This is a genomic window from Sorangium sp. So ce128 (assembly GCF_051525245.1).
Taxonomy (GTDB): domain Bacteria; phylum Myxococcota_A; class Polyangia; order Polyangiales; family Polyangiaceae; genus Sorangium; species Sorangium cellulosum_B.
Genome location: NZ_CP150313.1, coordinates 135,846 through 162,257, shown reverse-complemented (window position 1 = coordinate 162,257; position 26,412 = coordinate 135,846). Strand labels below are relative to the sequence as shown.

Genomic DNA, 26,412 nt, shown 5'->3' with positions numbered 1-26,412 from the left:
CGTCATCGACGCGGGCTACCCGGGCGCGTGCTCTGTCGGTCTGGTGTCGTCCGTCGCAGCCCCATCAACGCGGAGATGCCTTGATGGCGGCAAGAGCAGACGTGTACTCGGCCATCGCCGCCGAGATCGCTGCTGCTTGCCGCTCGTGCGCCGATGCACCTTCGAGCGCCTCGCGCTGCCGGCAGAGCGCTTCGCGCGCGAGGACATCGTCACCCGCTCGAACCGCGAGCATCGCGCGTAGTTCCCATTCCCTGGCGTTCGCAGCCTCCTGCGCAGCCGCTCGTGCCAGCTCCGCCCCGTATCTCTCAAGTGATTCCAGACGGCGTTGAGCCTCTTCAAATCGACGAGCTCCCTCGTCCTCGGCGCTCGGCTGAGCCTTCGAACCACGTCGAAGCTTTGAAAGGACGCGAGTAAACCAATGAGGTACCCTTTCTGGTGCCCGCACAGGCTTGAGCCGAGCAGCAACTCTAGCATCATCGATACGCTTCAAATCGCGTTCGATTCGCTCGGCGAGCTTGGCAAACTTCTCGGCATGGGAATCCATCTCGATTGAACCCCCCTGCTTCTCATCTTATGCCGGATCCACGTCCGTTGGAAGACGGTTACCACCCGGTTACGACGCGGAGCACAACCTGGTCAAGGGCCCGGTGGCGGTCACGGGGGATCGCTACATCGCGTCGATCACGCTGGACCCCGCGGCGGAGCCCGCGAACCTGATCGGCCAGACCGGTGGTACCGGCGTCCAGGTGCCCTGGTCGATGTTCCGTCTCCCTTGACGCGAGGGGCCGCGCCGTTGGCTCGGTGAACTCCACAGCCTGCGGCGTGGCGAGAGCGCGCTCTCGTCCTTGTCATCTTCGTGATGGGAGCCCGACGCTGGCAAGGTAGGCTTCCAGAGCGGGAGCATGATCGGACGACACGATGGCGCCGATATATCCGTCCGGCCGGACGAGCACCCAGTCGCCGAGCGACACGCCATAAGCAGCGCGGAGATGGCCGCCATCATCGACAATGTCGCCGCGCGGCCCGACGGCGTGGATGTGGAGTCCGGGGCGCGGCTCGACGGCCGAGAGCCGGTCCGGCCCGTAACCCAGCAAGGTCCAGTGCGGACCCTGGAAGAGCTTGAAGAGCCGTGTCGGCATCCCCGCAACGCCGCGGACGGGCGCGTCCGGCGCTCGGCCGCCCGCGAGGATGCCGCCGCTGCGTTTCGGCTTTTCCAGGGCCAGCGACGACTCCGGGTATCCGAGATCGAGCTGATGCACCTCGCGTCCGCGGCGCATGGCGCCTCGCTTGGCCGCCTCCAGGAGCTTCGTTGTCAGGCCGAGCGTCTCCGCGGCGACCGGCCGGCGCTCCTCCTCGTAGGTCGCGAGCAGCGCCTCCGGCGCGCCTGCCAGAACGGCGGCGAGCTTCCAGCCGAGGTTGTAGGCGTCCTGCACGCTCGTATTGAGGCCCTGCCCACCCGTCGGCGGGTGGATGTGCGCGGCATCGCCGGCGAGGAAGACGCGCCCGTCCCGGTAACGGTCGGCGAGGCGCGCGTTCATGGTGTAGGCGGAGGCCCAGGAGACCGAGCGGATCACGACGTCGCCTCGGCCCGTGCGGCCCGTGACCATCGCTGTAAGGCCTTCCGCGGAGAGATCGACATCACCCTCGAGAGGAATCGGCGCCTGCAACTGGAACATGTCGGTGCCGGCGAGCGGGCACAGCGACATCTGCTTCTCCATCGACCCTTCGTTGAAGCGATGCCAGGCGGCCCTGCTGAGTCCCTCCAGGACGACGTCGGCGACGACCGCGCGCACCCCCAGGGTCTTGCCGGGAAAGCCGATCGCGAGCGCGTGCCGCACGACGCTCCGGCCGCCGTCCGCTCCGACGAGATAGCGGAGGCGGACGGTCTCCTCGCCCGTCGGGCCGGCGATGCGGGCGTTGACCCCCTCGCCATCCTGCTCGAAGCCTTTCAGCTCGCGGCTGAACTCCGGGTATTTCCCGAGCTCCGCCAGACGCTCGCGCATCGCGGCTTCGGTCAGGAATTGAGGCACGAGGAGCGGCAGACGATAGGGCTCGCCGGGCGTCGGGTCCTGAGGCTCCATGATCTGCGACTCCTCGTAGCCTCCGTCGTCGCGATACACCCGCGGGGGTGGGTACAGGCCGCCTGTCGCAACGACGCGGTCGAGGATGCCCAGATCCTCGAACACCTCCTGGCTGCGCGGCTGGATCCCCTTGCCGCGCGAGCCGCGAAATGGCCCGTCCTGCCTGTCGATGAGCCGGAACGCAACGCCCCGACGGGCGAGCTCGATGGCGAGGGTCAACCCAGCAGCACCTGCGCCGACGATCAGGACATCCGTCGAAAAAATAGATTCCACCGCGAGCTCCGCTTTTTTGGACCGCGTTTCAGATATGTGTATCATGCATATAACTGCGCCCTCCGAAGCGTCAAGGGAATTTGTGCAAAATACACGGATTACAAAAAAGAAGCTTCGCGAGCTCCGCGAGCTCCACGGAGCCATGGTCGATCTGACCGCGCTCATGAACCAGCCGCAGCGCGATCAGGCGCTGCTCGCGGAGGCAGGCATCTCCCTGGATCAAGCCCTCTTTCGGCTGCTGGTGGGGATCGAGCGCTTCGGGCCGATCGGCGTGGTCGAGCTTTCGGACCGAGCCGGGCGCGACTACACGACCGTCAGTCGCCAGGTGGCAAAGCTTGAGAGCCTAGGGCTGATCGAACGTCGACCGAGCCCAGCCGATCGTCGCATCCATGAGGCGGTGATCACCGACGAGGGGCGGCAGATGACGGACGCCTTGGACGCCGCGCGTCAGAGGCTTGCGGCCCCTGTCCTCGCCAAGTGGAGTGAGGAAGACTTCAGCGACCTGGTGCGCCTGATGCGCCGGTTCGTGGACGACTTGATGGCGTCGTCGAGCGGAACGGACAAGACCTGAGGTGGTCGCAGGCCTCCTGCGGCGCCGCCTTCACCCGGAACACGGCGTGTGCGCCCCCGCGGCGTGCACCGCGACGCGCCTCCCCGGCTCGAAGCGGATCGGCAAGCGCGCCGGACCGTGCACGATGATCGCCTTGCGCGGCTCCCACGGCTCGTCGCTCGCGAGCCGGAGGCCCTCCAGACGGCAGAGGAGATCCGGCAGCGCGATCCGCGCCTCCAGGCGCGCCAGCGCCGCCCCGATGCAGAAGTGGATGCCGTGGCCGAACGCGACGTGCGGGTTGGGGTCGCGCCCGATGTCGAAGCGGCCAGGGTCGTGGAATTGATGCGGATCCCGGTTCGCGGAGCCGATCACGGGCAGCACCAGCTTCCCGGCCGGGATCACCTGGCCGTGCACCTCGACGGCGCGCCTCGTCTCACGGAACACCATCTGCAGCGGCGAGCGGTGGCGCAGGACCTCCTCGATCGCCGAGGGCAAGAGCTCGGGCGCCGCCCGGAGGCGGAAGAGCTCCGCCGGGCTCTCGAGGAAGCACAGGATCGCGTTGTCGATCAGGTTCGTTGTCGTCTCGGTGCCCGCCGCGAGCAGGAACTGGAAGAAGTTCAGGATGTCTCCCTCGGTCAGCCGCTCGCCGTCCACCTCGGCCTCGACGAGCCGGGTCAAGAGGTCCTCCGCCGGCGCCCTCCGGCGCGCCTCGATCAGGTCCGCGAGATACGCCTTCATCTCTTCCTTCACCACGGCGTGCTCGCTCACGGCCCTCGCCGCCTCCTCGCCGCCGGAGATCGCGTGGCTGAGGTTCACTATCACCTCGCTCCAGCGCAGCAGCCTCGCCCGGTCCTCGGGGGGAATGCCCAGCATCTCGGCGATCACCATCGTGGGCAGCGGCCCCGCGTAGTCCGCCGCGAGGTCCATCTCCCCGCGCTCGATGCACGGATCCAGGAGATCGCGCGACAGCTCCCGGATGCGCGGCTCCAGGCCCGCGATCGAGCGCGGCGTGAACGCCCGCAGGACGATGGATCGAAGCTTCGTGTGGCGCGGCGGGTCGGAGAAGACGATCCAGTCCGGCGCCTTGCCGGTGGGAGGCGCCACCGCGGAGCTGAAGGCGTCATGATCGGTCAGCGCCCGCTTCACCCCGTCGTAATCGAAGACCATCCAGAGATCGAGCGGAGCGACATGGAACACGGGAGAGCCGGTCCGCAGCTGATCGTAGAGGGGATAAGGATCCCGCCGCATCTCGTCGGGAAAAAGGTTCATCGTCGAAACCTCCGTCGTCTGGAGTCGCCGGTGGCAGCCGCCGTTCGGAGACGATGGTAGTCGATGCACCCACGAGATGGAGCGCTGGAACGCGCCTCCCGCGCGGAATACGCCAGTCGACACGACCCGGACGGACGCGGCGCCCGGCCACCGCGAGCCGCCGGCGGCCCCGGATGAGCCCGCGGCGCCTGACGTAGCGAGTCCTGGGCGGCGCCCGACACGGGTCCTTTCACGCGGACGCGGGAACCGGCCGGTGCCCTCCGCCCGTACCCAGGCCGAGACCTCGACGCGCCGGCGCCGCTCGGTGGCGTCGTGACGAGCGGCAGCTCGTATCTCCGGGCAGAGATCACGAGGAGCTCGCCCTACGCGACGAGCCAGGCCGAGTCGACCTCACCGATCGACGCGCTCCGCTCGCCGATGCTGGCCGCCACGCCAGGATCCAGGTTCACCGCCGTTGGCAAGATCGGCTCGAACCCTGACATCTTTCAATTCAGCGGCACCGTCCGAACGAACTTTTGATCCCACGGGGAACCCAGGCCTCCGGCGACGCAGCGCCGGGGCCGCGAGCACCGCAGAGCCCGCCGGCCGAGCGCGCCGGCGCGCCGGCGCGCCCCCGCTCGATCCTGGTCGATACCGCCGCACCGAGGCCGCAGTGCTGATGTCTGTAGGCCTCAATCGGCCCGCCGCAGAGCCGGCTGGGGCCGCGAGATCCCCGACAAACCACCCGCCCCACGCGACGGCGAGGCGCGCACACGCCTTGCATAGGCCGCGCTGCGAAGGCCGGCTCGCAGGAGAGCCGCCCTGTCGAGGCCGATCCGAATTCGGACGGCCGCACAGCGAAAAGTCCACCGGTAGCGTCCTGCGAAGCCTATAAGACGGCCCGGGATTTCGAGGCTGCTCGCCGATCCTCCTCGTCGAGTACGCCGCGTTTCCCCCAACTTGCCTGCGCGCCGGAGCAGTCGACGGCCGCTCGCCCAAAGCACCCAAGGTGATCCTGCGCATGAGAGCCCCCTTGCCCCCTCGATGGATCTGCGGCGCCGCCGCCCTAGCCGCGGCGGCGTGGGCCGCGCCAGCGTCCGCTCAGGAAGCGGGACCGGCGCGCGGCCTCGCCCTCAACCGCTTCAGCCCCGCGCCCGCCGGCGACCGGATGTTCGGTGTGCCGTCGCCGTATGCAGCCTCGCCGAACCAGGACGGCAGCGCGACGCTGCACGTGATGCTGCTCGGCGACTACGCGCACAACCCGCTCGTGCTCACGCGGGAGGGCAGCGACGAGAACCTCGGCGCGATCGTCGGCCACCAGCTGTTCCTGCACCTGAACTCCTCGCTCACGCTCTGGGATCGGCTGCACGTCAACGTCGACCTGCCGCTCGCCGTGCTGCAGCAGGGCGACAGCCCCGCGGCCGAGGGCCTCTCGTTCAGGTCGCCGAGCGACGTGCAGCTCGGCGATCTCCGGGTCGGGCTGCGCCTGCGCCTCCTCGGCGATTACTTCGACCCGTTCCAGCTCGCCGTCGGCGGCTTCGTGTGGGTGCCGACCGGCGACCGCGACGGCTCGTTCGTGGGCGAAGAGTCGGTCCGCGGCCTGCCGCAGATCCTCGCCGGCGGCCGGATCCCGGGCTTCGTCTGGTCGGCCGCGGCCGGCGTCGATCTGCGCCCCGCGCAGACGTTCGCGCAGGTGCGGCAAGGCCTGATGTTCAACGGCGGCGCGGGCGTCGGCCTGCTGCTGGGCTCGGAGGAGCAGCTCCAGATCGGCCCCGAGGCGACCGTATCGACGGTGCTGGAGGACCCGGAGGCCCGCAACACGAACGTCGAGGCGCTGCTCGGCCTGCGCTACCGCTTCGCGCCGACGCTCCGCGACTTCGAGCTCGGCGTCGCCGCCGGCCCCGGCTTCACCTCGGGCATCGGCACCCCGGATTTCCGCGCCGTCGCGATGCTCGCGTACTCGCCCGAGGTCCGGCGCGCGGATCCGGACCGCGACAAGGACGGCATCGTCAACGAGAAGGACGCGTGCCCGGACGTGCCCGGCGTCGGCGACCCGGATCCGAAGAAGAACGGCTGCCCGCCGTCCGATCGCGACGAGGACGGCTTCCTCGATCGCGTCGACGCGTGCCCGGACACGCCCGGCATCGCGAACGACGATCCGAAGAAGCACGGCTGCCCGCCGCCCGGGGACCGCGACAAGGACGGCATCACGGACGACGTCGACGCGTGCCCGGACGAGGCCGGCCCGGCGAACGAGGATCCGAAGAAGCACGGCTGCCCGCCGCCGCCCGACAGGGACGGCGACGGCGTGATCGACGCGGAGGACGCCTGCCCCGACATCCCCGGTATCCGCACCTCGGATCCGGCGACGAACGGCTGCCCCGGCGACCGCGACGGCGACACGGTGCGAGACGACAAGGACGCCTGCCCCGACGAGAAGGGCAAGCCCGATCAGGATCCGGCGAAGAACGGCTGCCCCGTCGCCGTGCGCATGACGGAGACGGAGATCGTCATCCTCCAGCAGGTGCAGTTCGACACCGGCAAGGCGACCATCAAGAAGGTGAGCGATCCGCTCCTCGATGAGGTGGCGGGTGTGCTGAAGGAGCACCCGGAGATCACCAAGATCGAGGTGCAAGGGCACACAGACCCGCGCGGCGGACGCGCGTACAATATCAAGCTCAGCCAGGCGAGGGCCGAGTCGGTCATGAAGGCGCTGGTCCAGCGCGGCATCGAGGCCGAGCGGCTGGCGTCGAAGGGCTACGGGCCCGACGTCCCGATCGCGGAGAACGACACCGACGAGGGACGCCAGAAGAACCGCCGCGTGCAGTTCAAGATCCTCGAGAAGAAGCCGAAGCAGCAGCAGGAGGCGCCGTGAAGAGACGTTGGGTCATAGGTAGTCTTGTCGGGCTCGCCTGCGTTGGCGGGCAGGGCGGCGCGGCGTACGCCGAGCCCCGTCTGCGCGAGCAGGTCGACCAGCGGGGCGACTTCCTCCTCATCGGGAACACGCTGGGCCACGAGTGCGGCAGGGACGACATCGACTCGCCCGTGGTGGGCGACATCGGCGCCTGCGGCACCAACATCGGTGACAGCGCGCCCGACACGTACTGGCGCGCCGACTCGCCCGCGGAGGGCGACGCGGAGGCGAGCACCAGCATCACCGCAGCGCAGGCAAGCACCACCGCGGTGCTCCAGGTGCCAGCCGGCGCGACGGTCACCCACGCGTACCTCTACTGGGGCGCGCACCTCGGGACCACCGGGGACCCGGACGAAGCCGTCACCCTGGAGCGGCCCGGCACGGGCAGCTTCTCCGAGGCGGTGACCGCCATCGACAGCGTCGAGACGATCAGCTCGGGCCGTGTCTACTACCAGTCGGTCGCGGACATCACCGCCATCGTGCAGGAGCGAGGCTCCGGCGCGTACCGGGTGAGCGGCGTCAACAGCGATAGCTTCACGAACAGCAACTTCAACAACCACTTCGCCGGGTGGTGGCTGGTCGTGTTCTACGAGCTCGCCTCCGAGCCGCCGCGCAACCTCGCGCTCTTCGACGGCCTCGACACGGTCGCCGACGGGTCGCCCCAGAACACCACCCTGGACGGGTTCCTGGTGCCCAACGCGGGCTACGACGCGAAGATCGGGATGGTCGCGTTCGAGGGGGACCTGGCCCACGAGGGAGACCAGTTCTCGTTCAACGGGACCGCGCTCGGCGACACCCTGAACCCGGTCGACAATTTCTTCAACGGCACGCGCTCCTACTTCAGCGCGCCGGTGTCGAATGTCGGTGACCTCCCGCAGCTCGCCGGGACCCAGGGGTCCATGGCCGGCATGGATATCGACGTCTTCGACATCACCTCGCTGGTGAACCCGAGGCAGACCTCGGCGCCCATCGTGGCGTCGAGCAGCCTGGACCTGTACTTCCTCGCCGGGTTCATCACGTCGATCTCGACCTTCAAGCCGGACTTCACGTCCTCCTCGAAGTCGGCCGTCGACGTGAACGGCGGGCTGCTGCTCCCGGGCGACCAGCTCCAGTACACGATCGAGGTCGTCAACAGCGGCAACGACGCGTCGATCAACACCGTGCTCACCGATCCGCTGCCCGCGGGCGTCAGCTATGTGCCCGACTCGCTCTCGATCGTGACGGGCGCCAACATGGGCGCGAAGACGGACGCGGCCGGCGACGACCAGGGCGAGTACGACGCCGGGACGCGCACGGTCCGCGTGCGGCTCGGCACGGGCGCGAACGGGACGGCGGGGGGGTCGATCCCCGCCGGGCAGTCGACGCGGGTGACCTTCCGGGTGACGGTCGACGCCGGCGCCTCGGGCGTCATCGCCAACCAGGCGGTCGTCAACGCCGCCGGGCAGCAGGGCTCGCCCGAAGAGGACACGCCGACCGACGGCAACGGCCCGACCGACGGCGTGCCGCCGACCGAGGTCGTCATCGACGCGTGCGAGACCAACGCGCAGTGCGCCGCGCCGACGCCTCACTGCGACACGGCGGCGGAGCCCAACGAGTGCGTCGAGTGCCTCACCGACGCGCACTGCGGGCCGCTGTCGCCGACGTGCGACCCCGACACGCACGCCTGCGTCTGCGAGCCGACGGGCGCCGAGGTCTGCGGCGATTCGATCGACAACGACTGCGACGGCGTGTTCAACAACGGCTGCGACTCGGACAACGACGGGATCGACGATCCCGACGAGCTCGAGGCCGGCACCGACCCGAACGACGCGGACAGCGACGACGACGGCGTGATCGACGGCGATGAGCCGGACTTCGACGAGGACTCCGACGAGGACGGCCTCATCAACGCGCTCGACCCCGACAGCGACAACGACGGCCTCTACGACGGCACCGAGCTCGGCCTGCCCTGCGACAACGCGGCCACCGACGCCGATGCGGGCCATTGCCGCGCCGACGGGGACGCCGGCGCCACCAAGACCGACCCGCTCGACGCCGACACGGACGACGGCGGCGTGCCCGACGGCCACGAGGACTTCGATCTCGACGGCGTCGTCGACGCGGGTGAGACCGATCCGAACGTCCGCGCCGACGACGTGCCGCCGACGGACACCGACGGCGACGGGCTGAGCGACGATCTGGAGGAGACGATCGGGAGCGATCCGAACGACGCCGACACCGACGACGACGGCGCGCTCGACGGCCAGGAGCCGAACCCCGCCGACGACACCGACGGCGACGGGCTGATCAACGTGCGCGACGTCGACAGCGACAACGACGGGCTCTTCGACGGCACCGAGCTCGGCCTGCCCTGCGACAACGAGGACACCGACGCCGACGCGGGCCACTGCCGCGCCGACGCGGACGAGGGGGCGACCAAGACCTCGCCGGTCGATCCCGACACCGACGACGGCGGCGTGCCCGACGGCCAGGAGGACCTCGATCTCGACGGCGAGATCGACGCGGGCGAGACCGATCCGAACAACGGCGCCGACGACGCGACGCCGGCGGACAGCGACGGCGACGGGCTGATCGACGTGATCGAGACGGAGATCGGCACCGACCCGAACGACGCCGACAGCGACGACGACGGCGTGATCGACGGCGACGAGCCGAACTTCAGCGACGACCACGACGGCGACGACCTCATCAACGCGCTCGACCCCGACAGCGACGGCGACGGCTTGTTCGACGGCACCGAGCTCGGCCTGCCCTGCGACAACGCCGCCACCGACGCCGCCGCGGGCAACTGCGTCGCGGACGCCGACCCCGCGACGACGACGCACCCGCTCGACTCGGACACGGACGACGGCGGCATCTCCGACGGCGCGGAGGACGCGGATCACGACGGCGCCATCGACGAGGGCGAGACCGATCCCAACAACGGCGACGACGACGCGGTGGACGAGGACCGCGACGGCGACGGGCTGCCCGACGCGGAGGAGGAGGCGATCGGGAGCGATCCGGACGACGCCGACACCGACGACGACGGCGTGCCCGACGGCCAGGAGCCGAAGCCCGGCGAGGACACCGACGGCGACGGCCTCATCAACGTGCGCGACGTCGACAGCGACAACGACGGGCTGTTCGACGGCACCGAGCTCGGCCTGCCCTGCGACCGCGAGGGCACCGACGCGGAGGCGGGCCACTGCCGCCCCGACGGGGACGCCGGCGCGACCAAGACCGACCCGCTCGACGCCGACACCGACGACGGCGGCGTGCCCGACGGTCACGAGGACATCAACCTGAACGGCGTCGTCGACGCGGGCGAGACCGATCCCAACCTCGGCGAGGACGACGGGACGCCGGCGGACAGCGACGGCGACGGGCTGGTCGATTCGCTCGAGGACGAGATCGGCACCGACCCGAACGACGCCGACAGCGACGACGACGGCGTGATCGACGGCGACGAGCCGAACTTCAGCGACGACCACGACGGCGATGACCTCATCAACGCGCTCGACCCCGACAGCGACGGCGACGGGCTGTTCGACGGCACCGAGCTCGGCCTGCCCTGCGACAACGCGGCGACCGACGCGGACGCGGGCACCTGCATCGCGGACGCCGATCCCACGACGACGACGAACCCGCTCGATCCGGACACGGACGACGGCGGCGTGACCGACGGCGTGGAGGACGCGAACCACAACGGCGCCATCGACGAGGGCGAGACCGATCCCAACAACGGCGACGACGATCAGACGCCTCCGGCGTGCCGGCAGGACAGCGATTGCGGCGGCGCGACGAGCGGGATGATCTGCGAGGAGCACGCCTGCGTGGAGGGCTGCCGCGGCGCCGAGGGCAACACCTGCCCGTCCGGCGAGGTGTGCAGCTCGACCGACAGCACGGCGGGCACCTGCGCGCCCGAGAGCGAGAACGACCCGACCGGCATCTTCGCCGAGGGCAACGGTTTCTGCGCCGCGCGGCCCACGCCCGCGGGCAGCACCCGTGGCGCTGCCGCGCTCCTGCCCATGCTCGCCGCCCTCGCCGGCCTCGCCCTGCGCCGGCGCCGCGCGGGCCGCTGACCGGCGGATAGAAGCCCACGGCCGCACGCCGCCCCGCCTTCCTGGCGGGGCGGCGCCCCCCAGCGGCCGCGGGCGCCTCGTCGCGAGCGCCCTCAGGGGCGCCGACATCCCCCCACCCGCTCCTCAACGACCAGCGTTCGTCATCGACCCGCCGAAGCGCGGGACGCTACGCTGTAAGTTTCTTGTCCACCTGTAGCCGTCCTCCGTAGCGTACCGCGCCAAGGAGAACGACCATGGAGATGCTGCTCGCCAGCGAGCGCCGCGCCACGCGCCGCGCTGCGATCGTGGAGTGCCAGGCCGTGCGCGAGCGGGGCTTCCGGCTGCTCGGGACCCGGGCGATCGACCTGTCGATCGACGGCATGCTCGTGCTGACGAGCGCCCGCCCGCTCACGGGTGAGCCGGTGATCGTCTCGTTCCGGATCCCGGACACGAAGGTCTGGATCGACGCGACGGCGACCATCGCGCGCACGCTCCACGGCCGGCGCCTGGGCGACCCGGGGCGCGCCGTGGGCCTGCGCTTCGACCCGCTCGACAGGGCGTCGAGCCGGCGCCTCCGCGCGGCGCTCGAGCATTTCCCGCCGACGTACCCCTACCGCGCGCAGCGCGTCGACTACGCGGCGACGGCCGCGATGATCGCGCTCAGCTGATCTGCGCGCTCGCGCGACCGAGCGGCCCTGACGCCGCTGCGGGGCAGCTGCCCGCGGTGAGAGATCAGAGCGAGCGATGGGGCTCGACGTCGGCGACCGGGAACTCGGCCTGAAAGCCGGAGAGCCGGACGGCGAACACCACACGACCCTCGTCGACGCGCGGCATGCGCGCGGGATCGACGCGCGCCTCGAGCAGGCGCGCGTGGCGGGCGCGCCCGCGCGCGGTCGGCGCGCAGAAATAGTCGTGCCCGTCGCGGTGGTGCACCAGCCGGCGGAGGCGCGCGGGCACGAGCGCGCTCGAGGCGGGCAGGCTCGGGCCCGCGGCCGCGAAGCGCAGATCGGCGAAGACGTCGCCGCCCTGCGATGCCCGGAAGCGCTCGCTCCCGTCCGCCTCGCGCGCGATCTCGAAATCGGCGTGCTCCTTGGGGATACCCCAGTTGAGCTGCCCGTTCACCACGCTGTCCCACGAGCTGACGTAGATCTTGCTGATGGACCAGCAGAGGCCGCGGCGCGTGCGGAAGCGCCCGGGGATGAACAGGAGCTCGCGATAAGGCCCCACGTTCGACGACGTGTAGTCGAGCGCCATCAGCAGGCTGTAGCGCCCCTCGAAGCGGGGGCGGAGCGCCTCCGGGATGAAGCTCTGCTCCTGGAGCAGCCGCTCCGGGAGCTCGAGCATCACGAGGGTTGCATCGCCAGCCAGCGTCCACGGCGCTGGCGCCGGCTTCACGTCGGGAGGATGACCTCCGGCGCTCTGGCTCATCGCGACCTCTCCTTGGACTCGATGGGATCAAGTAGCTCGAGCAGATCGATCGCCCCCGGGGGGCGCCGCGCGCTCGCGAGCTCCGATCGCTCGAGGTGGGCGAGGACGGCGAGGACGGCCGCTTCGTCCCACGCGTCGCCGAGGATCTGCAGGCCGATGGGCAGGCGCTCGGCGTCGACGCCGACGGGCGCCGTGCCGGCGGGGAGGCCGGTGAGGTTGCCGAGGAAGGCGAAGCGGCACATGCCGTCGAGGGCGATGGGATCCAGGAACGCGCGGCCTTCCTCGGCCTGCGCGTAGCGGGGCGCGGTGATCGCCGTCGTCGGGAGCGCGAGGACGTCGACGCCGGCGAGGGCGCGCGCCACCTCGCGCCGCATGCCCGCGCGCAGCCGCGCGGCGTCGATCTGCTCGAGCGCGGTGACGCCCGAGAGGAGGCTGAAGGTGACGCGCAGGTCCTCGCTGATGAGGCCGCGCTGCTCCCTCCAGGCGCGCTGGAACGCCGCGAGCGACTCGGGGCCGATGACGAGGTAGCCGATGGAGGCCGCGTGCCTGGCGAGGGGGATCTCCACATCCACGAGGGTCGCGCCCTCGCGCTCGAGCGCGCGCAGCGCCCCCCAGCACACGCTCGCGACCGGGGTGGAGGCGTCGCGCCACTCCGCCTCGTCGACGCCGATACGCAGGCCGCGCACGCCGGCGCCGAGGCGCGCGCCGAAGCCTCCGGGGGGCGGCGGGGGCGCCCATGCGGTGAGGTCGTCGTCGGGGTCGGGCTCGCTGGCGACGGCGTCGAGGAAGCGCGCGAGATCGGCCGTGCTGCTGGCGATCGGGCCGGCGTGGGCGACCGAGCCCTTGAAGCCGTCGCCGGCGCGGCTGACGCGGCCGAAGGTCGGCTTGATGCCGAAGACGCCGTTCAGCGCGGCGGGCGCCCGGATGGATCCGCCGCCGTCGCCGCTGGCCGCGAGCGGCGCGAGCCCGAGCGCCACGCCGACGGCGGAGCCGGTGGAGGAGCCGCCCGCGGCGCGCTCCTTGTGGTGCGGGTTGTGGGGCATGCGCTGGTGGACGCTGTTGCCGATCGGCGACATGCCCCACTCGGTGAGCACGGTCTTGCAGAGGAACACGGCGCCCGCCTGCCGGAGCCGGGCGACCACGGCGGCGTCGCGCGGCGCGGGCGGCTGCGGGCCGCAGGGCGAGCCGAGCGTGGTCGGGAGGCCCTCGACGTCGAACTCGTCCTTGACGAGCAGGGGCACGCCGTCGAGCAGGCCGCGCGGCCGCCCCGCGGCGTGGCGCGCGGTCGACGCGTCGGCGTCCCTGAGCGTCGCCTCGCGCGAGGTGGCGACGGCGATGTTCATGCACGGGCGCTCTGCGGCGAGCGCCTCGAGCGCCGAGAGGGCGCGCTCGGCGACGCGGAGCGGGGTGGTGGCGCCCCTGCGGTAGGCCGCCGCGTAGGCCACCGAGGGCCTGGGCCAGTCGCGGACGGGGGGCGCGCCGAGCCCGGCGTCCTCCCAGCGCCGCGGCGGCGCGGCCTGGAGGGGGCGCGCCTCGGCGGGGACGTCGTCGCGGAAGGCGTCCGGAAGCGAGGCGAGGCGATCGATGCCCAGGCTGCGCTTCATCACTTCCCGGAGCGCGGCGGAGGATCCGGGCGCCTCGGCGGCGAGGCGCGCCGCGGTGAGCGCGCGTCCGGTGAGTCGGGGGACCTTCATGCGGCGCAGCTTACTCGACGGGGCGGGCGGCGCGGCGGGCGGTGAGCGCGGGGCGGATCGAGATCGCGCGGTGGTTGGCGGGGGATCGGCGATGGGATGGTGCGGCGCGCCTCGTGGAGCCATGTGTACCGATCGGCGAGCTGGACGCCGTGGGCGCCTGCCGCCGAGGGGTCAGCTGGACTTGAAGCCTGACGGCTCGGGGGGCAAAGGACCGGTCTCGCGGCGCTCGACCAGACGGCGCTTGCTGCCGTGGGCAGCTCCGTTCGCGCCGGTCCTGGTACGCTTACGGCCGTGGCCGCGCAGCGCACGCCAGTCGACGTTTTCATCTCCTACGCGCTCACCGACGCGCACCATCGGGACACGCCGGAGAGGCATCTTGCCGTCTTGCGGCGTCAGGGTGTAATTCGCTCCTGGCATCAGGGGCACGTCGAAGCCGGCGAGGACAGGGCCCGGCAGACCGTCGGCCGGATCGAAGCGGCCAAGATCATCGTGCTCCTCATCAGCGTCGATTATCTCGTCGCCGCCCCGTACTGGGACGAAGGTCGTAGAAGCGCGCCTCGCCGAACATTTCCTTTTCGTCCTCAGGGAGGCAGACAACCTGTCTGCGGGTGTTCCGAGAGCTCGGTGATCGCTTGGGCGAGGCGGAGGCGCTCGGCGTCCTGGGGAATGCCCATGTCAGCCTCGGGGATCCCTTGCAGGCCATCGAACATTACAATCAACAGATGGCGATCGCCTGAGATCGGTGATCGGGAGGGGGAGGGGGAAGCTGCGTCGAGCTGGAACATCGGAATCGTGTTTGAGGCGCTGGGGAACATCCCTCGCGCCGCGGGCGCAATGCGTGTCTACGTGGAGTTTCTACGGTCAATCGGCCACACGGCGCTCCAGCATCATGAGATCCACCTGAATCGCCTCCGCGCGGGGCTGAGCCGCAGCACACGGTGAGAACGGCGAAGCGGACGCCGGAGCGCGGCGACACGGACAATCGTCGCGGTGCTCGTGGCGCGTTGAGCAGCCTCCTGCTTTCTGCTCAGGCCCCCGGCTGGGCCGCTGCCTCGTAAAGCTCACGGACATCGAGCCGCGCGCCGATCGACGCCAGGAGCGCAACGTCGCCCTCACGCGCGATGGCAGACGTGAAGCCGCCATCGGCGTCGCGCGTCCAAATTTCCATGCACCGCTCCCGGTGCGACACGAGGACGTACTGGCGCAAGGAGGGGAGGCGCTTGTAATGCTCGAACTTGTCGCCTCGGTCATACTCCTCGGTGCTGCGGCTCAGCACCTCGACGATGAGCGTGGGGTTCGTCACCGCCTGCTCGTCCTGGGTGTCGCGCTCGAGCGGCCCGCACACGACCGTCACGTCGGGGTAGGTGGCGAGGCCCGTCGACGGCACACGCACGCGAAGATCGGCGTCGTAAGCACGGCATCGACCTCTGCGAAGCTCGGGGAAGAGGAGGCCGATGACCGCCGCAGCGAGCGCGGCGTGCTCGGGCGTACCTCCCGCCATCGCGTAGATCTGGCCGTCAAGGTACTCGTGCTTGACGTTGCTGGACGCCTCGAGGGCCAGGTACTCGGCGTACGTGTAGTGGATGCGATGGGCCGGGGCCACCATGGCCAAGCAGTATGGCACAGCGCGCGGCGTTCGCCGTGGGTAGCGTGCGCTCGGGCGCGGCCTCCCGAGGGCAACGCACCGCAAGCGCGGCACCAGCGCCGCTTGGTCTTCGGCGTCTCCCCCTCGGCTCGTCCACCGGTGCTACGCTGGGTCGCGAAAGGACGGCATGCACGAGATGGATCGAATCACGAGCGACCCCGAGGTGATGCTGGGCAAGCCCGTCATCCGCGGAACCCGCATCACTGTGGAGCATGTCCTCGAGGAGCTGGCCGGCGGCATGACCTTCGATGATCTGCTGGCGGCCCATCCCCAGCTCACCCGGGAAGACCTCTCGGCGGCCGTCGCCTTTGCTGTCGATGCCGTGCGCCTTGAACGGGTCCGCACCCTCCGAGCAGCTTCTTGATCCTGGCCGATGAGAACATCGCCGCCCCCATGCTGGAGCGCCTCCGCGCGGATGGCGTCGCCGTCCTGCACGTCGCCGAGATCGCACCGACGATCTCGGACAGCGAGGTCCTCCGACTGGCCGCGGAGCACGATGCCATCGTGCTGACGGGCGACAAGGACTTCGGCGAGCTCGTCGTGCGCGAAGGTCGCGCTCACCGTGGAGTGGTCCTCTTGCGGCTCGCGGGCGTTCCCTACGCAGAGCGGGCGGAGATGGTGTCAGCGCTCTTTCGCGAGTGCGGTGCAGAGCTCGAGGGGGCCTTCACGGTGCTATCCGCCGATCGTCGCGTCCGTATCCGGACCCTCACGCCGAAGCAAGGCGCATAGATAGACAGACAACGCTCACCATCGCGCGCTGCCCCGGCCACGTCGGTCCCCCGCCAAACGAACCTCCGCACGCGCGACCTGCCTCGTGTGTCCCCACGCGCACGCCGCCGCTCGCACCCTGGCACGGCGCCCGCATACCGACCGTCACGAAGGACGTGGCGGGGGGACCACGCGGAGGAGACCCATGAGCCAGAGAGCATCCGATCAAGCCATCCAGGTGAAGCCGCTCGCAGGGCACATCGGCGCCGAGATCCACGGCGCCGACATCTCGAAGCCGCTGCCCGACGAGGCCGTGGCGGCCATCCGCGCGGCGCTGCTGAAGTGGAAGGTCGTCTTCTTCCGGAACCAGCCGCTCGGCCACGCCGAGCAGATCGCCTTCGCCGCGCGCTTCGGCGAGGTGACCTACGCCCATCCGCACGAGGACGAGCCGTTCGACGAGCACCCGGAGATCCTCGCCATCGACAGCCGCCGCTACGATCGCCGCTATGGCAGGCGCTTCAGCTACGAGAACCGCTGGCATACCGACGTCACCGCGGCCGTGAACCCGCCGGCGGCATCTATCTTGCGGGCGCATATCCTGCCGCCCTACGGCGGCGACACGACCTGGACGAACCTCGTGGCAGCCTACGAAGGGCTGTCCGCGCCGCTGCGCGTGCTCGTCGACGGCCTGCGGGCGGAGCACCGCTTCGGGCTGCGGTTCGCGCCGCAGGACCAGGACAGCCCGTACCTGCGCAAGGTGCGCGAGAACCCGCTGATCTCGATCCACCCCGTGGTGCGCGTCCACCCCGAGACCGGCGAGCGGGCGCTGTTCGTCAGCCCCGGCTTCACCAGCCACATCGTCGGGCTGTCGGCGCGCGAGAGCAGCGCGATCCTCGACCTGCTCTTCGAGCAGATCAGCCGCCCGGCGTACACGGTGCGGTTCCGGTGGGAGCCGGGCAGCATTGCGTTCTGGGACAACCGGGCCACGGCGCACCTGGGGCCACAGGACCTCGGGCACCTCGACGTCGAGCGCGTCCTCTACCGGGTGACGCTGACCGGAGACATCCCGGTGGGGGTCGACGGGGTCCGCTCCGAGATCGTGGCCGGGGAGCCGTTCGGCAAGCGGCCGCCGAGCAAGCTGAAGCCCGCCCGCAAGGACAAGGCGCCCGAGGCCGAGGTGCAGGCATGAGCGCCGCGAGCGCAGGCGTCGAGAGGACGTCGTTCGAGGGGCCCCACGGGCCGGTGGAGGCGGTGCAGGTCCGCCCGGCGTCGGGCGGGCGCTCGCCGGCGCCGGCGGTGCTGATCCTCCACGAGGGGCTGGGGCTCACCGTCCATACGATCGAGCTGGCAAGGCGCTTCGCGCAGGAAGGGTACCTCGCGTTCGCGCCGAACCTGTATTCGCACGACACGACGCACCGGACCTTCACCGAGGCGGAGGTGGCCCGGGGGGTGAGCCTGCTGCGCGCGGCCGACCGCGACGAGGTGGTCGCGCGGTTGCCGGCGGACGAACAGGAGCGGCTGAAGAAGGTGTTCGCCTGGTTCGGTAACCGCGACACGTCGACGTACCTGCCCGACGCGAGGGCGGCGGCGGCGCACCTCGTCGGCCGGTCGGACGTGCGGTCTGGGGGCGTCGCCGCCGTCGGGTTCTCGCTGGGCGGAGGGCTCGTGGGGCAGCTCGCGGTCGCAGGCGTGGCGCTCGCGGCGGGCGCGGTGTTCTATGGGCAGGCGCCGGCTCTGGAGCAGGTGAAGAACGTGCGGTTTCCGCTGCAGGTGCATTATGCGGAGGAGGATCCGGCGATCACCCCGAGGGCGCCAGCGGTGGGGGAGGCGTTCAGGGCTGCGGGGCGGGAGCTGATCTCGTTCGTGTACCCTGGGACGCGCCACGGGTTCTTCAACGAGACGCGGCCGGCGTACCACGCCGACGCGGCGCAGCTCTCGTGGCGGCGCACGCGGGAATTCTTCGCCGAGCGCACCGGCAACGTCGCGCAATGGCGGCCGCAGGCCGTCGCCGGCGAGGGTGTGCGCGCTGCAGGGTAGCTGCGGCTCCGTCGCTGGTACCTCCGGCACCCCGGCACCTCAACCTGGGTCAGAGCCTCGGGTCGGAACCTCCGGAACCTCAACCTGGGTCAGAGGCTCGAACCTCAACCTGGGTCGGGTCGGAACCTCAACCTGGGTCAGAGGCTCGAACCTCAACCTGGGTCGGGTCGGAAACTCAACCTGGGTCGGGTCGGAAACTCGAACCTCCTCGAACCTCAACCTGGGTCGGGTCGGTCCATGGCACGGAGGCTGCTGGGCGCCCGCCATGACCGCCTCCACGCCCATCGCCGAGAGCAACGCTCCGAAGCCCATCCATACCGACGACGCCGGACTCATCGCCGGCGCGATCACCCTTCCCGCGCCCGCCGGTGACCTCCCCGGCTACCGCGCCCACCCCGCCTCCGGTGGCCCCTTCCCTCTGGTGCTGGTGATCCAGGAAATCTTCGGCGTCCACGAGCACATCCGCGACGTGGTCCGTCGCTTCGCGCACCGCGGCTACTACGCCCTCGCCCCGGATCTGTTCGTTCGGCAAGGCGACCCCAGCCACCTCCGCACCGTCGACGAGTTCCGGGCTCTGGCGGGCCGCGTGCCCGACCGTCAGGTGCTCTCGGACCTCGATGCGAGCGTGGCCTTCGCCGAAGCCTCCGGAAAGGCCGACGTCCGCAAGGCGGCCGCGGTCGGCTTCTGCTGGGGCGGGCGCATCACGTGGCTGTATGCCGCGCACAACCCGGCGCTGAAGGCGGCCGTGGCCTGGTACGGACGCCTGACCGGCGATCGGACCGAGGCCCAGCCCAAGCACCCGATCGACGTGGCGAGCGCGCTGCAGGCGCCCGTGCTGGGCCTCTATGCCGGACAGGACCAGGGCATCCCCCTCCCGACGGTCACCGCGCTGCAGGAGGCGCTCCGCACCGCCTCCGAGACCGGCCGCGCGCCCGGCGCCGCGCAGTCCGAGATCCGGGTCTACCCTGACGTCCCGCACGCCTTTTACGCCGACTATCGGCCGAGCTACCGGCCGGAAGCCGCCGCCGACGCCTGGCACCGCCAGCTCGACTGGCTGGCACGACACGGCGTCGCCTGACGGCGACCGGCCGCGACAGCGCCCCGGCGATCCCTGCTGCCCCGGCAACAAGCTGCGCCTCCACTGCTACTCCTTACGCACCCCACGCCCGCGCCACCGCGCCCCGCGATCGGATACCCTGACGCGGTGCGCGCCAGGATCCGAGACACCGAGCTCTACTTCGACATCGAGGGCATGGGCCTCGCCCCCGACGGCCCGCGGATGCGCGAAAAGCCGGTGATGTTCGTGGTACATGGCGGACCTGGCGCAGATCACTCCTCGCACAAGGGAGGGATGACGCCGCTCGCCGACCAGGCGCAGCTCGTCTACTTCGATCATCGCGGACAGGGCCGCTCCGCGCGCGGGCCAAAGGAAACGTATACCCTCGAGAACAACGTCGAGGACATGGAGGCGCTACGCCTGCACCTCGGCCTCGATCGTATCGTGGTGATGGGCACCTCCTATGGCGGCATGGTGGCCATGGCCTATGCGCTCGAATACCAGCGGAACATCTCTCATCTGATCCTGGTGGCCACGGCGGCCAGCCATCGTCTCATCGACCGGGCGAAGCGGATCGTCGCGGAGCGCGGCACGGAGCAGCAGAGAGCGGCGTGCGAACGCCTCTGGGCCGGCGAGCTCGAGAGCGACGAGCAGTTCGCCGACCTCCTCCAGATCATGGGGCCGCTCTACTCGACCACCTTCGATCCACAGAAGGCGGCCGAGGCCCGCGCGCGCACCATCTACAACGTCGACGCGTGGAACGTCGGCCTGGAGGGGTTCATGCGGAGATTCGATTTCACGCCGCGCCTCCCCGAAATCGCGGTGCCCACGCTCGTCATCGCCGGCCGACACGACTGGATCTGCCCACCCGATCTCTCGGAGGAGATCGCGCGGCTCATCCCGGGCGCGGATCTACGTATCTTCGAGCGCAGCAGCCACTGGGTGCGCTCTGACGAGCCGCGGGCGCTGCTCGACGCCGTCGCCGGCTTCCTGGCCCAGAGGCGGTAGCGCGCAAAGCGCACCGCCGAGCGCCGCGCCCTCTACTGGATACCGGCCTTCTTCATCGCCGCGGGCATCCGCTGGACGATGACCGTCCCGACCTTCTTCCCCACCTCGCCGCTGATCTCCGGGAGGAGCTTCGCGGCCTTCTTTCCGACCGGGGTGCCGTAGAACTTGATGAGCTCCTTCAGCTCATCGGCGGTGAACTTCCCCGCGTAGATCTCGACGTTCCACTGGACGAGCTCGTCGTACGGCAGCACCTCGGCGACCACCGCCTTCAGCTTGCTGGCGTCCCTGGCCGAGATCTTCGCGCCCGCTTGCTGCATCGAGGCTCCCATGTTGGTCATCAGCTGATCGAGGAGCGCATTGTAGACGTCCTTCGGCATCACGAGGTGCGTGAGCTCCAGGGCGAGCTTCTTCTCCGCCTCTCCGGCGTACGCGCTGCCGAGCGACACGAAGGAGAGCAGGGTCACAACGGCGAGCGAGACGATCCATGAACGAAGCGCGTGCTTTCTCATGGGCCCTTTGTATCACGACCGCGCCGCGATCCGCGCCGCGCCGCGCAGGCAGGCCCGCCGCATGCCCTCCCCGGAGCCGCCGCGACACCTGAAGAGCCGCCACGCAGGAGCCGTTCGGGCGCTCGGTCACACGACCGTCACCTCGTCCCCCACGCGCAACGTGCCGGCTTTCGTCTCCTGGATGTAGTTCTGTCCGAAGTTCACGTCGCTGGGCTTCTGCGCGTCGCGCCGGTACGTGGCCAGCGTGCGGAGCGGCTCCGGGCCGCGCTCTGCGGTGAGCTGGTCGGTCGTGGTGACGACGCAGCGGGCGCACGGGCCGCCGGCGCGGAGCACGAGGTCTCCGATGCGGACGCGGCCCCACCGGTCCTCGTCGAAGGCAGCGCAGCCGCTCACGACGAGGTTGGGCCGGAAGCGATCCATCGGCAACGGCGCGGCGCTCCGGCCCTCGAGGTGAGCGTTCAGATCGGCGAGGGAGGCCTCGGAGATCACGAGCAGCGGGAACTCGTCGGCGAACGACACGACGTCTTCCGGGCCTGCCACCGAGGCCTTGAGGACGGGCCGCCGGAACGCCTCGCCGATGCGGACGAGACGCGCCGGGTGATCCAGGACGCCGCTGAGCCACGCGGCGGCTTCGTCACCGCAATCCTCGGCCAGGAGGCCGCTGCTGCTCCAGACCTCGACCGTGAGCAGGCGCGCGCCCTCGGCCCTGCGCGGCACGGAGATCGGCGGCCGGCCGGCGAAGCCGAGCGTGAGCGCGCTCTCGGAGAGCTGCGTCTCGATGAGCGCCATGCGCGGCAGCGGGCGCTGCGTGAGGGGCTTTCCCTCGGAGTCGACGATCATGAACCGCCGGTCGCCGGCGAGGCCGAGCGCGTCGACGGCGGCCGCGTCGACCGCGAGGCCCCGGCAACCTTTGACGGGATAGATGTGGATCGCGGAGAGTCGCATTCCGGAGCTTATAACACCCCTCGGGCGCTCGACGCCCGGAGAAGCGCGGCGCGCACGTTCCGAGCGCCCGCGCTCTCCGTCGTCATGCCACGGCGCCTCCCTCCACCGGTATCCCGAGCACCTGCCGCAGGTCCATCCCCACGACGACGTCGGCGTTCTGCTGCACCCATTCGACGAGCGCGGGGCGCAGGGCGCGCGCGATCTCTTCCTTGACGAGCCCTTCCACGGCGCTCGGCCCGAGGCGCTGCGGGTCGAGCGCGACGCCGCCGCCCGCGACCAGGGCGCCGAACAGGCGCACGAGCGACTCGGCGCCCGCTGCCTGGCGTGCCGCGCCGAGCGGCTCGACCCGCTCGACGGCGATCTCGCCGCCGCGCTTCACGACGAAGCGACGGACGTCGGCCTGGTCGACTCCCCCCTTGTGGAGCACCGCCGAGGAGCAGTCGACCTCGATGCGCTGCACGCGCGGCGCGGTCTCGATCTCCTGCCGCGTGCCCTCGATATCGACGCTGGCCGCGATCATCGCGCCGGCCGGGATGCGGAACCCGTCCGAGCCCACCCCGCCCGCGAGCTCCTGGTGCAGCGTCAGCCGCGCGGACAAGCGGGCGCCCCGCACGGCCGTGCTGCTGCCGGACTCGAGGTTCGAGAGCACCTGACGCACCGTCACGACGAGATCGGGATCGCGGGTGGGGTCGTACGGGGGCATGGCCATGGGCGTCGACGTGACCAGTCCGCGCATGAAGGCGCGCGCCTCGTCCTCCGCCGATCCCTTTCCGACCTGGACGAGCCCTCCCGTATAGAAGACGTTGGGCGTCATCGCGCCTGAACGGAAGTCGTACTCGACCTGCTGGAGCCCCATGTCGCCGAGCGGCGGCGGCAGGTTGATGACGAGGTACGGCTCGAAGGTGATCCGCAGGAGCGCCGGCGCGAGCGTCAGGCGGAGCGCCGTCGCGCTCGACGTGGCGAGCGCGGCGATTCCGGTGCGCCTCAGGACGGTGCGAGCGGGGAGGTCGAACGAGATCGAGACCGACTCGAGATCGATCCACGACGGCAGGAAGCACCAGGCCATTCGAGGAGCGTACACCCACCTGGCCGCCGGAAGCGCGGCCTATTGACCCGCCGCACAGGGCGCGCCCATCATGTCCCGCATGAAGCCAGAGGAATTTCTCGACGAGCTCGACCGCAAGGTCGGTGAGCGCCTCGCCCACATCGGCGCAGTGGCCCGCGCGGCGGAGCCGGCGAGCGGCGTCGGCATCCCGGCGCTGCTCGCGACCGCGCTCAAGAAGGAGCTCGAGGCGACCGAGGAGGCTGCGCTCTGGCTCACCACCGAGACCGACGTGGAGGTGAAGCTCGCCCTCGCCCGCCAGTGCGGCGATGAGGCGAGGCACTACCGGCTCATCGCCGAGCGGCTCCGCGCGCTCGGCGTCGACCCCGCCGCAATCCCGGCGAAGTTCGGGCCGCCCACGCCGATGTTCGGGTACTTGAAGGGGCTCGGCTCGACGGTCGAGCGCGTCGCAGCGGGCCAGTTCACGCGGGAGGCGCTCGCGAAGGTGCACAACCAGGCCTTCATCGATTACTGCGAGTCGCAAGGCGACGCCGAGACCGCGCGCCTTTACCGCGAGGTCATCCAGCCGGACGAGGGCCATCACCACGAGATGGGCCGCCGGCTCCTCACGCGCCTCGCGGTCACCGAGGAGGCCCAGGCGCTCGCGCGCGCCGCCGCGATGCGCACGCTCGAGATCGCCGAGGAGCTCCAGGAGATCGCCCGCCTGAAGATGGGTATCTGCCGCGCGCCTGGGTGCTAGTGTTCAGGCACGGTCCTGACGGACCGCCACCCTGCTCGATCCAGCCGCTCCGGTGCGGTTCGCCGATCTGACCGTCGACGTCCGGGTGTCGATCGCGAGCTAGCATGTCGTGGTGTCGCGCTGTCGCGCAGAGAGAGCGACCAGGGCGGGAACAGCCGTTCGAGCGGGGCGTTCGCGCATGTCTCGCGGCGTCCCGGCTGTTCGCGGGGCGCGTTCAGGGCACGGCGGTCTCGGCGTCGGTCGCTGTTCCGAGGCCTATATGCGGGATGGCCCGACATGCGAAAGCCATCGAATCCATGCACCCTCCAGATACCGAAGTTGCCGCCTTGTCGCGAGGCTTACTCGTGGCGAGAGTCGGCCAGTTGGGTCAAGGGGGTTCTCATGATCAAGTTTCCGGGGGACAGATCGTTCCGGGAGGTGGCCCGTTTCACCCAGGATTGTGGTTCGATCTGCACGCACGCGGCTCAGTATTGCCTCGAGATGGGAGGCTCTCACGTGAGCGCCCCGCACATGCGGCTGCTCCAGGACTGCGCCGACATCTGCGAGGCGACGTCGAAGCTCCTCCTGCGCAGCTCGCCGCAGATCACCCAGATGATGAGCGTGTGCGCGAGCCTCTGCGAACAGTGCGCGGCGAGCTGCGATAAGCTCACTGGCGATACGCAGATGAAGACGTGCGCTGACGAGTGCCGCCGCTGCGCTGCCGCCTGCCGGCAGATCTGATAGCGGCGGAGAGATGGTGTTCCTCCGGACCGTGAGCCGAGCAGCGGAGTAGCTTTCCTCGCCTTTTGCGGATCGCCGCCATCCTCCCCGCCAGAGCCCTCGCGCGCGCGGCGGCCCGTCGGCGCCGCGGTCGAGTGTGGTCCGGCGGCGGAGCGACGCCGACAGCGGCGGCTTTCTGGCTCCCCATGGTACCCTCGCGCGCATGCGTTATCGAAGGACCATGGGAGCCGCCGGGTTCGCTCTCCTGTGCGCCGGGTGTGGCGGGGACGCGCCCGAGGCTGCGGTGCGCGCGGTGCGCGACCTGGGCGCGCTGGAGTTTGCCCCGGCGATTCGAGGGCGGGACGGCGGCTACAGCGCGCGGTGGGGCGACCGATCGGCGTGGGTGTTCGGCGACACGACCCTGGAGATGCCGGGGGAAGACGGAGCGCTGTGGAGGTCGAGCACCTTCTGCGCGACCGACGATCTGGATGCGTCGGATGGGCTCTCGTCGCTCACCGAGCCGCTCGACGCGGCCGGCGCGCCGCGGGAGTTCCTGCCGTTCACCGAGGAGGAGCTCGCGTTCAACCTCGCGCACTCCGACCCTCGGGCGGAGGAGACGTGCGAGGAGGACTGCGGAGCGCGCTATGCGCTGTGGCCGGGCCCCATCGTCGTCGACGAGGCGACCGACCGTGCGCTCGTCTTCTACAGCAAGGTGACGGGGCGGCTCGGGGCGTTCGACTTCGACATGATGGGTTCGTCGATCGCGGTCTGGGAGAGCTTCGATGCGCCCCTCGCACGCCCGGAGGTACGCCCGGGCGCTGCGGATCCGACGCTCCTCTTCGGTGCGGATGAGCCATCACTCACGTCGGCGGCGCTCGTCCGCGAGGGGATGCTCTACGCCTACGCCTGCGCGTGCTCGGGTCTCACGTGCCCGTGCCTCGTCGCGCGAGCCGCGCTCGCGGAGGCAACGGAGCGCGACGCGTGGCGGTTCTTCTCGGACGGGCGCTGGGTGGAGGGCCATGAGGAGGCGGAGCCGGTCATGGCGGGGGCACCGATGATGTCGGTGCATTGGAACGAGCACGTCGGCAGGTACATCGCGCTGTACAGCGAGCCGGTATCGTCGGAGATCTCGCTCCGGACGGCGCGGGCGCCGGAGGGGCCATGGTCGGACAGCGCGGTAGTTTTCACCGCCGAGGTCCCGCCTACCCCGGAGGCGTGGCCCTATGCCGGGCTCGTGCACGCGGAGCTCGCGCGGGAAGGAGGGCGGGTGGAGTACGTGACGTACTTCCGGGAGACGGGGTTCCTGGAGGGAGAGATCCGACTCGTCGAGCTGGAGCTCGAGTAGACGACCCGACCCAGGTTGAGGCCCGCGGCCTGCCGAAGGCCGCCCCCGCCGACCCGACCCAGGTTGAGGCCTACGGCCTGATCCGGGTTGAGGCCTGCGGCCTGCCGGAGATCGGCCGACCAGGTGAAGAGGGCCAGTTGAAAACGGTCGAACCGGGTTGAGACGACCTGGCTCGGTCGACCATCCGCCACGAACCCAACCCGAATGGCCCCAGCCGGATCGCTCCATCGGTTGGGGAGGTCCACTTCACCGGCACCCAAGGTGCCATTCGCTCAGACCCGGCCGGCCACAACCTTAACGCGGCTTCGCGCGAGCCCAGCGCGGCAATGCATCCCCAGCGCCACGTGAACGCTGCCGCTCGCTTCACCTTCCCCAGACGGACCTTCCCCACGACGGCGCCTTAGCCGGCCCCGCTGTGGCGCTGTG

General features: G+C 70.6%; 23 protein-coding genes. 14 read left to right on the top strand and 9 right to left on the bottom strand.

The genetic code is table 11. From position 1 onward, the window contains the following. Positions 1 to 64: 64 nt before the first annotated feature. Positions 65 to 544, bottom strand: coding sequence for a hypothetical protein (locus WME82_RS00620; RefSeq protein ID WP_437906472.1), 480 nt, complete (start codon positions 542 to 544; stop codon positions 65 to 67). Positions 545 to 647: 103 nt separating this feature from the next. Between WME82_RS00620 and WME82_RS00615 the strand changes: the two genes are divergently transcribed. Then, positions 648 to 776 carry a hypothetical protein gene (locus WME82_RS00615; protein WP_437859423.1) on the top strand — a complete coding sequence of 43 codons (129 nt, stop codon included), beginning with the start codon at positions 648 to 650 and terminating at the stop codon, positions 774 to 776. A 72-nt stretch (positions 777 to 848) separates the two neighbouring features. Here the strand turns inward: WME82_RS00615 and WME82_RS00610 are convergent, their stop codons facing one another. Continuing rightward, entirely contained in the window at positions 849 to 2,399 is a 1,551-nt protein-coding gene (locus tag WME82_RS00610; RefSeq protein ID WP_438045017.1) for an FAD-dependent oxidoreductase, read from the bottom strand. On the opposite strand from WME82_RS00610, the gene WME82_RS00605 reads away from it, so the two are divergent. Continuing rightward, positions 2,398 to 2,925, top strand: a complete 528-nt coding sequence (locus WME82_RS00605; protein WP_438041232.1) for a MarR family winged helix-turn-helix transcriptional regulator — start codon at positions 2,398 to 2,400, stop codon at positions 2,923 to 2,925. The two genes, WME82_RS00610 and WME82_RS00605, sit on opposite strands and share 2 nt — an antisense overlap. 30 nt (positions 2,926 to 2,955) lie before the next feature. Here the strand turns inward: WME82_RS00605 and WME82_RS00600 are convergent, their stop codons facing one another. Next, positions 2,956 to 4,173 carry a cytochrome P450 gene (locus WME82_RS00600; RefSeq protein ID WP_438041231.1) on the bottom strand — a complete coding sequence of 406 codons (1,218 nt, stop codon included), beginning with the start codon at positions 4,171 to 4,173 and terminating at the stop codon, positions 2,956 to 2,958. 1,000 nt (positions 4,174 to 5,173) lie between these two features. Here WME82_RS00600 and WME82_RS00595 point away from each other — a divergent pair. The 3 genes from WME82_RS00595 to WME82_RS00585 all read left to right on the top strand — a co-directional run bounded on the left by WME82_RS00595 (position 5,174) and on the right by WME82_RS00585 (position 11,777). Next, entirely contained in the window at positions 5,174 to 7,027 is a 1,854-nt protein-coding gene (locus WME82_RS00595; protein WP_438041230.1) for an OmpA family protein, read from the top strand. Next, the gene (locus WME82_RS00590; protein WP_438041229.1) at positions 7,024 to 11,130 is read left to right on the top strand and encodes a DUF3344 domain-containing protein; all 4,107 of its coding nucleotides are present in this window, start codon (positions 7,024 to 7,026) and stop codon (positions 11,128 to 11,130) included. The genes WME82_RS00595 and WME82_RS00590 overlap by 4 nt, the downstream gene beginning before the upstream one ends. Before the next feature lie 233 nt (positions 11,131 to 11,363). Further along, positions 11,364 to 11,777: a PilZ domain-containing protein gene (locus WME82_RS00585; RefSeq protein ID WP_438041228.1), complete on the top strand. Its 414-nt coding sequence runs from the start codon at positions 11,364 to 11,366 to the stop codon at positions 11,775 to 11,777. A gap of 64 nt (positions 11,778 to 11,841) precedes the next feature. Here WME82_RS00585 and WME82_RS00580 read toward each other — a convergent pair whose 3' ends face one another. The 3 genes from WME82_RS00580 to WME82_RS00570 form a co-directional block, all read right to left on the bottom strand. Then, complete coding sequence (locus WME82_RS00580; RefSeq protein WP_438041227.1) at positions 11,842 to 12,537, bottom strand: acetoacetate decarboxylase family protein; 696 nt, start codon at positions 12,535 to 12,537, stop codon at positions 11,842 to 11,844. Continuing rightward, entirely contained in the window at positions 12,534 to 14,231 is a 1,698-nt protein-coding gene (locus WME82_RS00575) for an amidase (RefSeq protein ID WP_438041226.1), read from the bottom strand. The genes WME82_RS00580 and WME82_RS00575 overlap by 4 nt, the downstream gene beginning before the upstream one ends. A gap of 1,027 nt (positions 14,232 to 15,258) precedes the next feature. Beyond that, positions 15,259 to 15,837, bottom strand: coding sequence for a Uma2 family endonuclease (locus WME82_RS00570; protein ID WP_438041225.1), 579 nt, complete (start codon positions 15,835 to 15,837; stop codon positions 15,259 to 15,261). 166 nt (positions 15,838 to 16,003) lie between these two features. Here WME82_RS00570 and WME82_RS00565 point away from each other — a divergent pair, with 166 nt between their 5' ends. The 6 genes from WME82_RS00565 (at position 16,004) to WME82_RS00540 (ending at position 20,686) form a co-directional block, all read left to right on the top strand. Then, the gene (locus tag WME82_RS00565) at positions 16,004 to 16,240 is read left to right on the top strand and encodes a DUF433 domain-containing protein (RefSeq protein ID WP_438041224.1); all 237 of its coding nucleotides are present in this window, start codon (positions 16,004 to 16,006) and stop codon (positions 16,238 to 16,240) included. After that, positions 16,237 to 16,605: a DUF5615 family PIN-like protein gene (locus WME82_RS00560; RefSeq protein ID WP_438041223.1), complete on the top strand. Its 369-nt coding sequence runs from the start codon at positions 16,237 to 16,239 to the stop codon at positions 16,603 to 16,605. Before WME82_RS00565 ends, WME82_RS00560 begins: the two co-directional genes overlap by 4 nt. 184 nt (positions 16,606 to 16,789) lie before the next feature. Further along, positions 16,790 to 17,773 (top strand): TauD/TfdA dioxygenase family protein, encoded by a 984-nt coding sequence (locus WME82_RS00555; RefSeq protein ID WP_437748140.1) that lies wholly within the window; start codon positions 16,790 to 16,792, stop codon positions 17,771 to 17,773. Next, positions 17,770 to 18,621, top strand: a complete 852-nt coding sequence (locus WME82_RS00550) for a dienelactone hydrolase family protein (protein WP_438041222.1) — start codon at positions 17,770 to 17,772, stop codon at positions 18,619 to 18,621. Before WME82_RS00555 ends, WME82_RS00550 begins: the two co-directional genes overlap by 4 nt. Before the next feature lie 265 nt (positions 18,622 to 18,886). Then, positions 18,887 to 19,699 carry a dienelactone hydrolase family protein gene (locus WME82_RS00545; RefSeq protein ID WP_438041221.1) on the top strand — a complete coding sequence of 271 codons (813 nt, stop codon included), beginning with the start codon at positions 18,887 to 18,889 and terminating at the stop codon, positions 19,697 to 19,699. Positions 19,700 to 19,825: 126 nt separating this feature from the next. Next, positions 19,826 to 20,686, top strand: a complete 861-nt coding sequence (locus WME82_RS00540; protein WP_438041220.1) for an alpha/beta fold hydrolase — start codon at positions 19,826 to 19,828, stop codon at positions 20,684 to 20,686. 32 nt (positions 20,687 to 20,718) lie between these two features. Here the strand turns inward: WME82_RS00540 and WME82_RS00535 are convergent, their stop codons facing one another. The 3 genes from WME82_RS00535 to WME82_RS00525 form a co-directional block, all read right to left on the bottom strand. Then, the gene (locus WME82_RS00535; RefSeq protein WP_437743609.1) at positions 20,719 to 21,195 is read right to left on the bottom strand and encodes a DUF2059 domain-containing protein; all 477 of its coding nucleotides are present in this window, start codon (positions 21,193 to 21,195) and stop codon (positions 20,719 to 20,721) included. Positions 21,196 to 21,321: 126 nt separating this feature from the next. After that, positions 21,322 to 22,140, bottom strand: coding sequence for an MOSC domain-containing protein (locus WME82_RS00530; RefSeq protein WP_438041219.1), 819 nt, complete (start codon positions 22,138 to 22,140; stop codon positions 21,322 to 21,324). A gap of 82 nt (positions 22,141 to 22,222) precedes the next feature. Next, positions 22,223 to 23,206, bottom strand: coding sequence for a hypothetical protein (locus WME82_RS00525; RefSeq protein WP_438041218.1), 984 nt, complete (start codon positions 23,204 to 23,206; stop codon positions 22,223 to 22,225). A gap of 79 nt (positions 23,207 to 23,285) precedes the next feature. Between WME82_RS00525 and WME82_RS00520 the strand changes: the two genes are divergently transcribed. The 3 genes from WME82_RS00520 (at position 23,286) to WME82_RS00510 (ending at position 25,986) form a co-directional block, all read left to right on the top strand. After that, the gene (locus WME82_RS00520) at positions 23,286 to 23,942 is read left to right on the top strand and encodes a ferritin-like domain-containing protein (protein WP_437715035.1); all 657 of its coding nucleotides are present in this window, start codon (positions 23,286 to 23,288) and stop codon (positions 23,940 to 23,942) included. A gap of 381 nt (positions 23,943 to 24,323) precedes the next feature. Next, on the top strand, positions 24,324 to 24,662 hold the full coding sequence (locus tag WME82_RS00515; protein WP_437297157.1) for a four-helix bundle copper-binding protein: 339 nt from the start codon (positions 24,324 to 24,326) through the stop codon (positions 24,660 to 24,662). Between the two features lie 202 nt (positions 24,663 to 24,864). Then, the gene (locus WME82_RS00510) at positions 24,865 to 25,986 is read left to right on the top strand and encodes a DUF4185 domain-containing protein (RefSeq protein ID WP_438041217.1); all 1,122 of its coding nucleotides are present in this window, start codon (positions 24,865 to 24,867) and stop codon (positions 25,984 to 25,986) included. The last annotated feature ends 426 nt before the right edge of the window (positions 25,987 to 26,412 follow it).

What these genes read in the sequence shown, in the direction of transcription:
- WME82_RS00620 (WP_437906472.1), bottom strand. Translation starts at nt 544, where the DNA reads ATGGATTCCCATGCCGAGAAGTTTGCCAAGCTCGCCGAGCGAATCGAA.
- WME82_RS00605 (WP_438041232.1), top strand. Translation starts at nt 2,398, where the DNA reads ATGCATATAACTGCGCCCTCCGAAGCGTCAAGGGAATTTGTGCAAAAT.
- WME82_RS00610 (WP_438045017.1), bottom strand. Translation starts at nt 2,399, where the DNA reads ATGATACACATATCTGAAACGCGGTCCAAAAAAGCGGAGCTCGCGGTG.
- WME82_RS00600 (WP_438041231.1), bottom strand. Translation starts at nt 4,173, where the DNA reads ATGAACCTTTTTCCCGACGAGATGCGGCGGGATCCTTATCCCCTCTAC.
- WME82_RS00595 (WP_438041230.1), top strand. Translation starts at nt 5,174, where the DNA reads ATGAGAGCCCCCTTGCCCCCTCGATGGATCTGCGGCGCCGCCGCCCTA.
- WME82_RS00585 (WP_438041228.1), top strand. Translation starts at nt 11,364, where the DNA reads ATGGAGATGCTGCTCGCCAGCGAGCGCCGCGCCACGCGCCGCGCTGCG.
- WME82_RS00580 (WP_438041227.1), bottom strand. Translation starts at nt 12,537, where the DNA reads ATGAGCCAGAGCGCCGGAGGTCATCCTCCCGACGTGAAGCCGGCGCCA.
- WME82_RS00575 (WP_438041226.1), bottom strand. Translation starts at nt 14,231, where the DNA reads ATGAAGGTCCCCCGACTCACCGGACGCGCGCTCACCGCGGCGCGCCTC.
- WME82_RS00570 (WP_438041225.1), bottom strand. Translation starts at nt 15,837, where the DNA reads ATGGTGGCCCCGGCCCATCGCATCCACTACACGTACGCCGAGTACCTG.
- WME82_RS00565 (WP_438041224.1), top strand. Translation starts at nt 16,004, where the DNA reads ATGCACGAGATGGATCGAATCACGAGCGACCCCGAGGTGATGCTGGGC.
- WME82_RS00555 (WP_437748140.1), top strand. Translation starts at nt 16,790, where the DNA reads ATGAGCCAGAGAGCATCCGATCAAGCCATCCAGGTGAAGCCGCTCGCA.
- WME82_RS00550 (WP_438041222.1), top strand. Translation starts at nt 17,770, where the DNA reads ATGAGCGCCGCGAGCGCAGGCGTCGAGAGGACGTCGTTCGAGGGGCCC.
- WME82_RS00545 (WP_438041221.1), top strand. Translation starts at nt 18,887, where the DNA reads ATGACCGCCTCCACGCCCATCGCCGAGAGCAACGCTCCGAAGCCCATC.
- WME82_RS00535 (WP_437743609.1), bottom strand. Translation starts at nt 21,195, where the DNA reads ATGAGAAAGCACGCGCTTCGTTCATGGATCGTCTCGCTCGCCGTTGTG.
- WME82_RS00530 (WP_438041219.1), bottom strand. Translation starts at nt 22,140, where the DNA reads ATGCGACTCTCCGCGATCCACATCTATCCCGTCAAAGGTTGCCGGGGC.
- WME82_RS00525 (WP_438041218.1), bottom strand. Translation starts at nt 23,206, where the DNA reads ATGGCCTGGTGCTTCCTGCCGTCGTGGATCGATCTCGAGTCGGTCTCG.
- WME82_RS00520 (WP_437715035.1), top strand. Translation starts at nt 23,286, where the DNA reads ATGAAGCCAGAGGAATTTCTCGACGAGCTCGACCGCAAGGTCGGTGAG.
- WME82_RS00515 (WP_437297157.1), top strand. Translation starts at nt 24,324, where the DNA reads ATGATCAAGTTTCCGGGGGACAGATCGTTCCGGGAGGTGGCCCGTTTC.
- WME82_RS00510 (WP_438041217.1), top strand. Translation starts at nt 24,865, where the DNA reads ATGCGTTATCGAAGGACCATGGGAGCCGCCGGGTTCGCTCTCCTGTGC.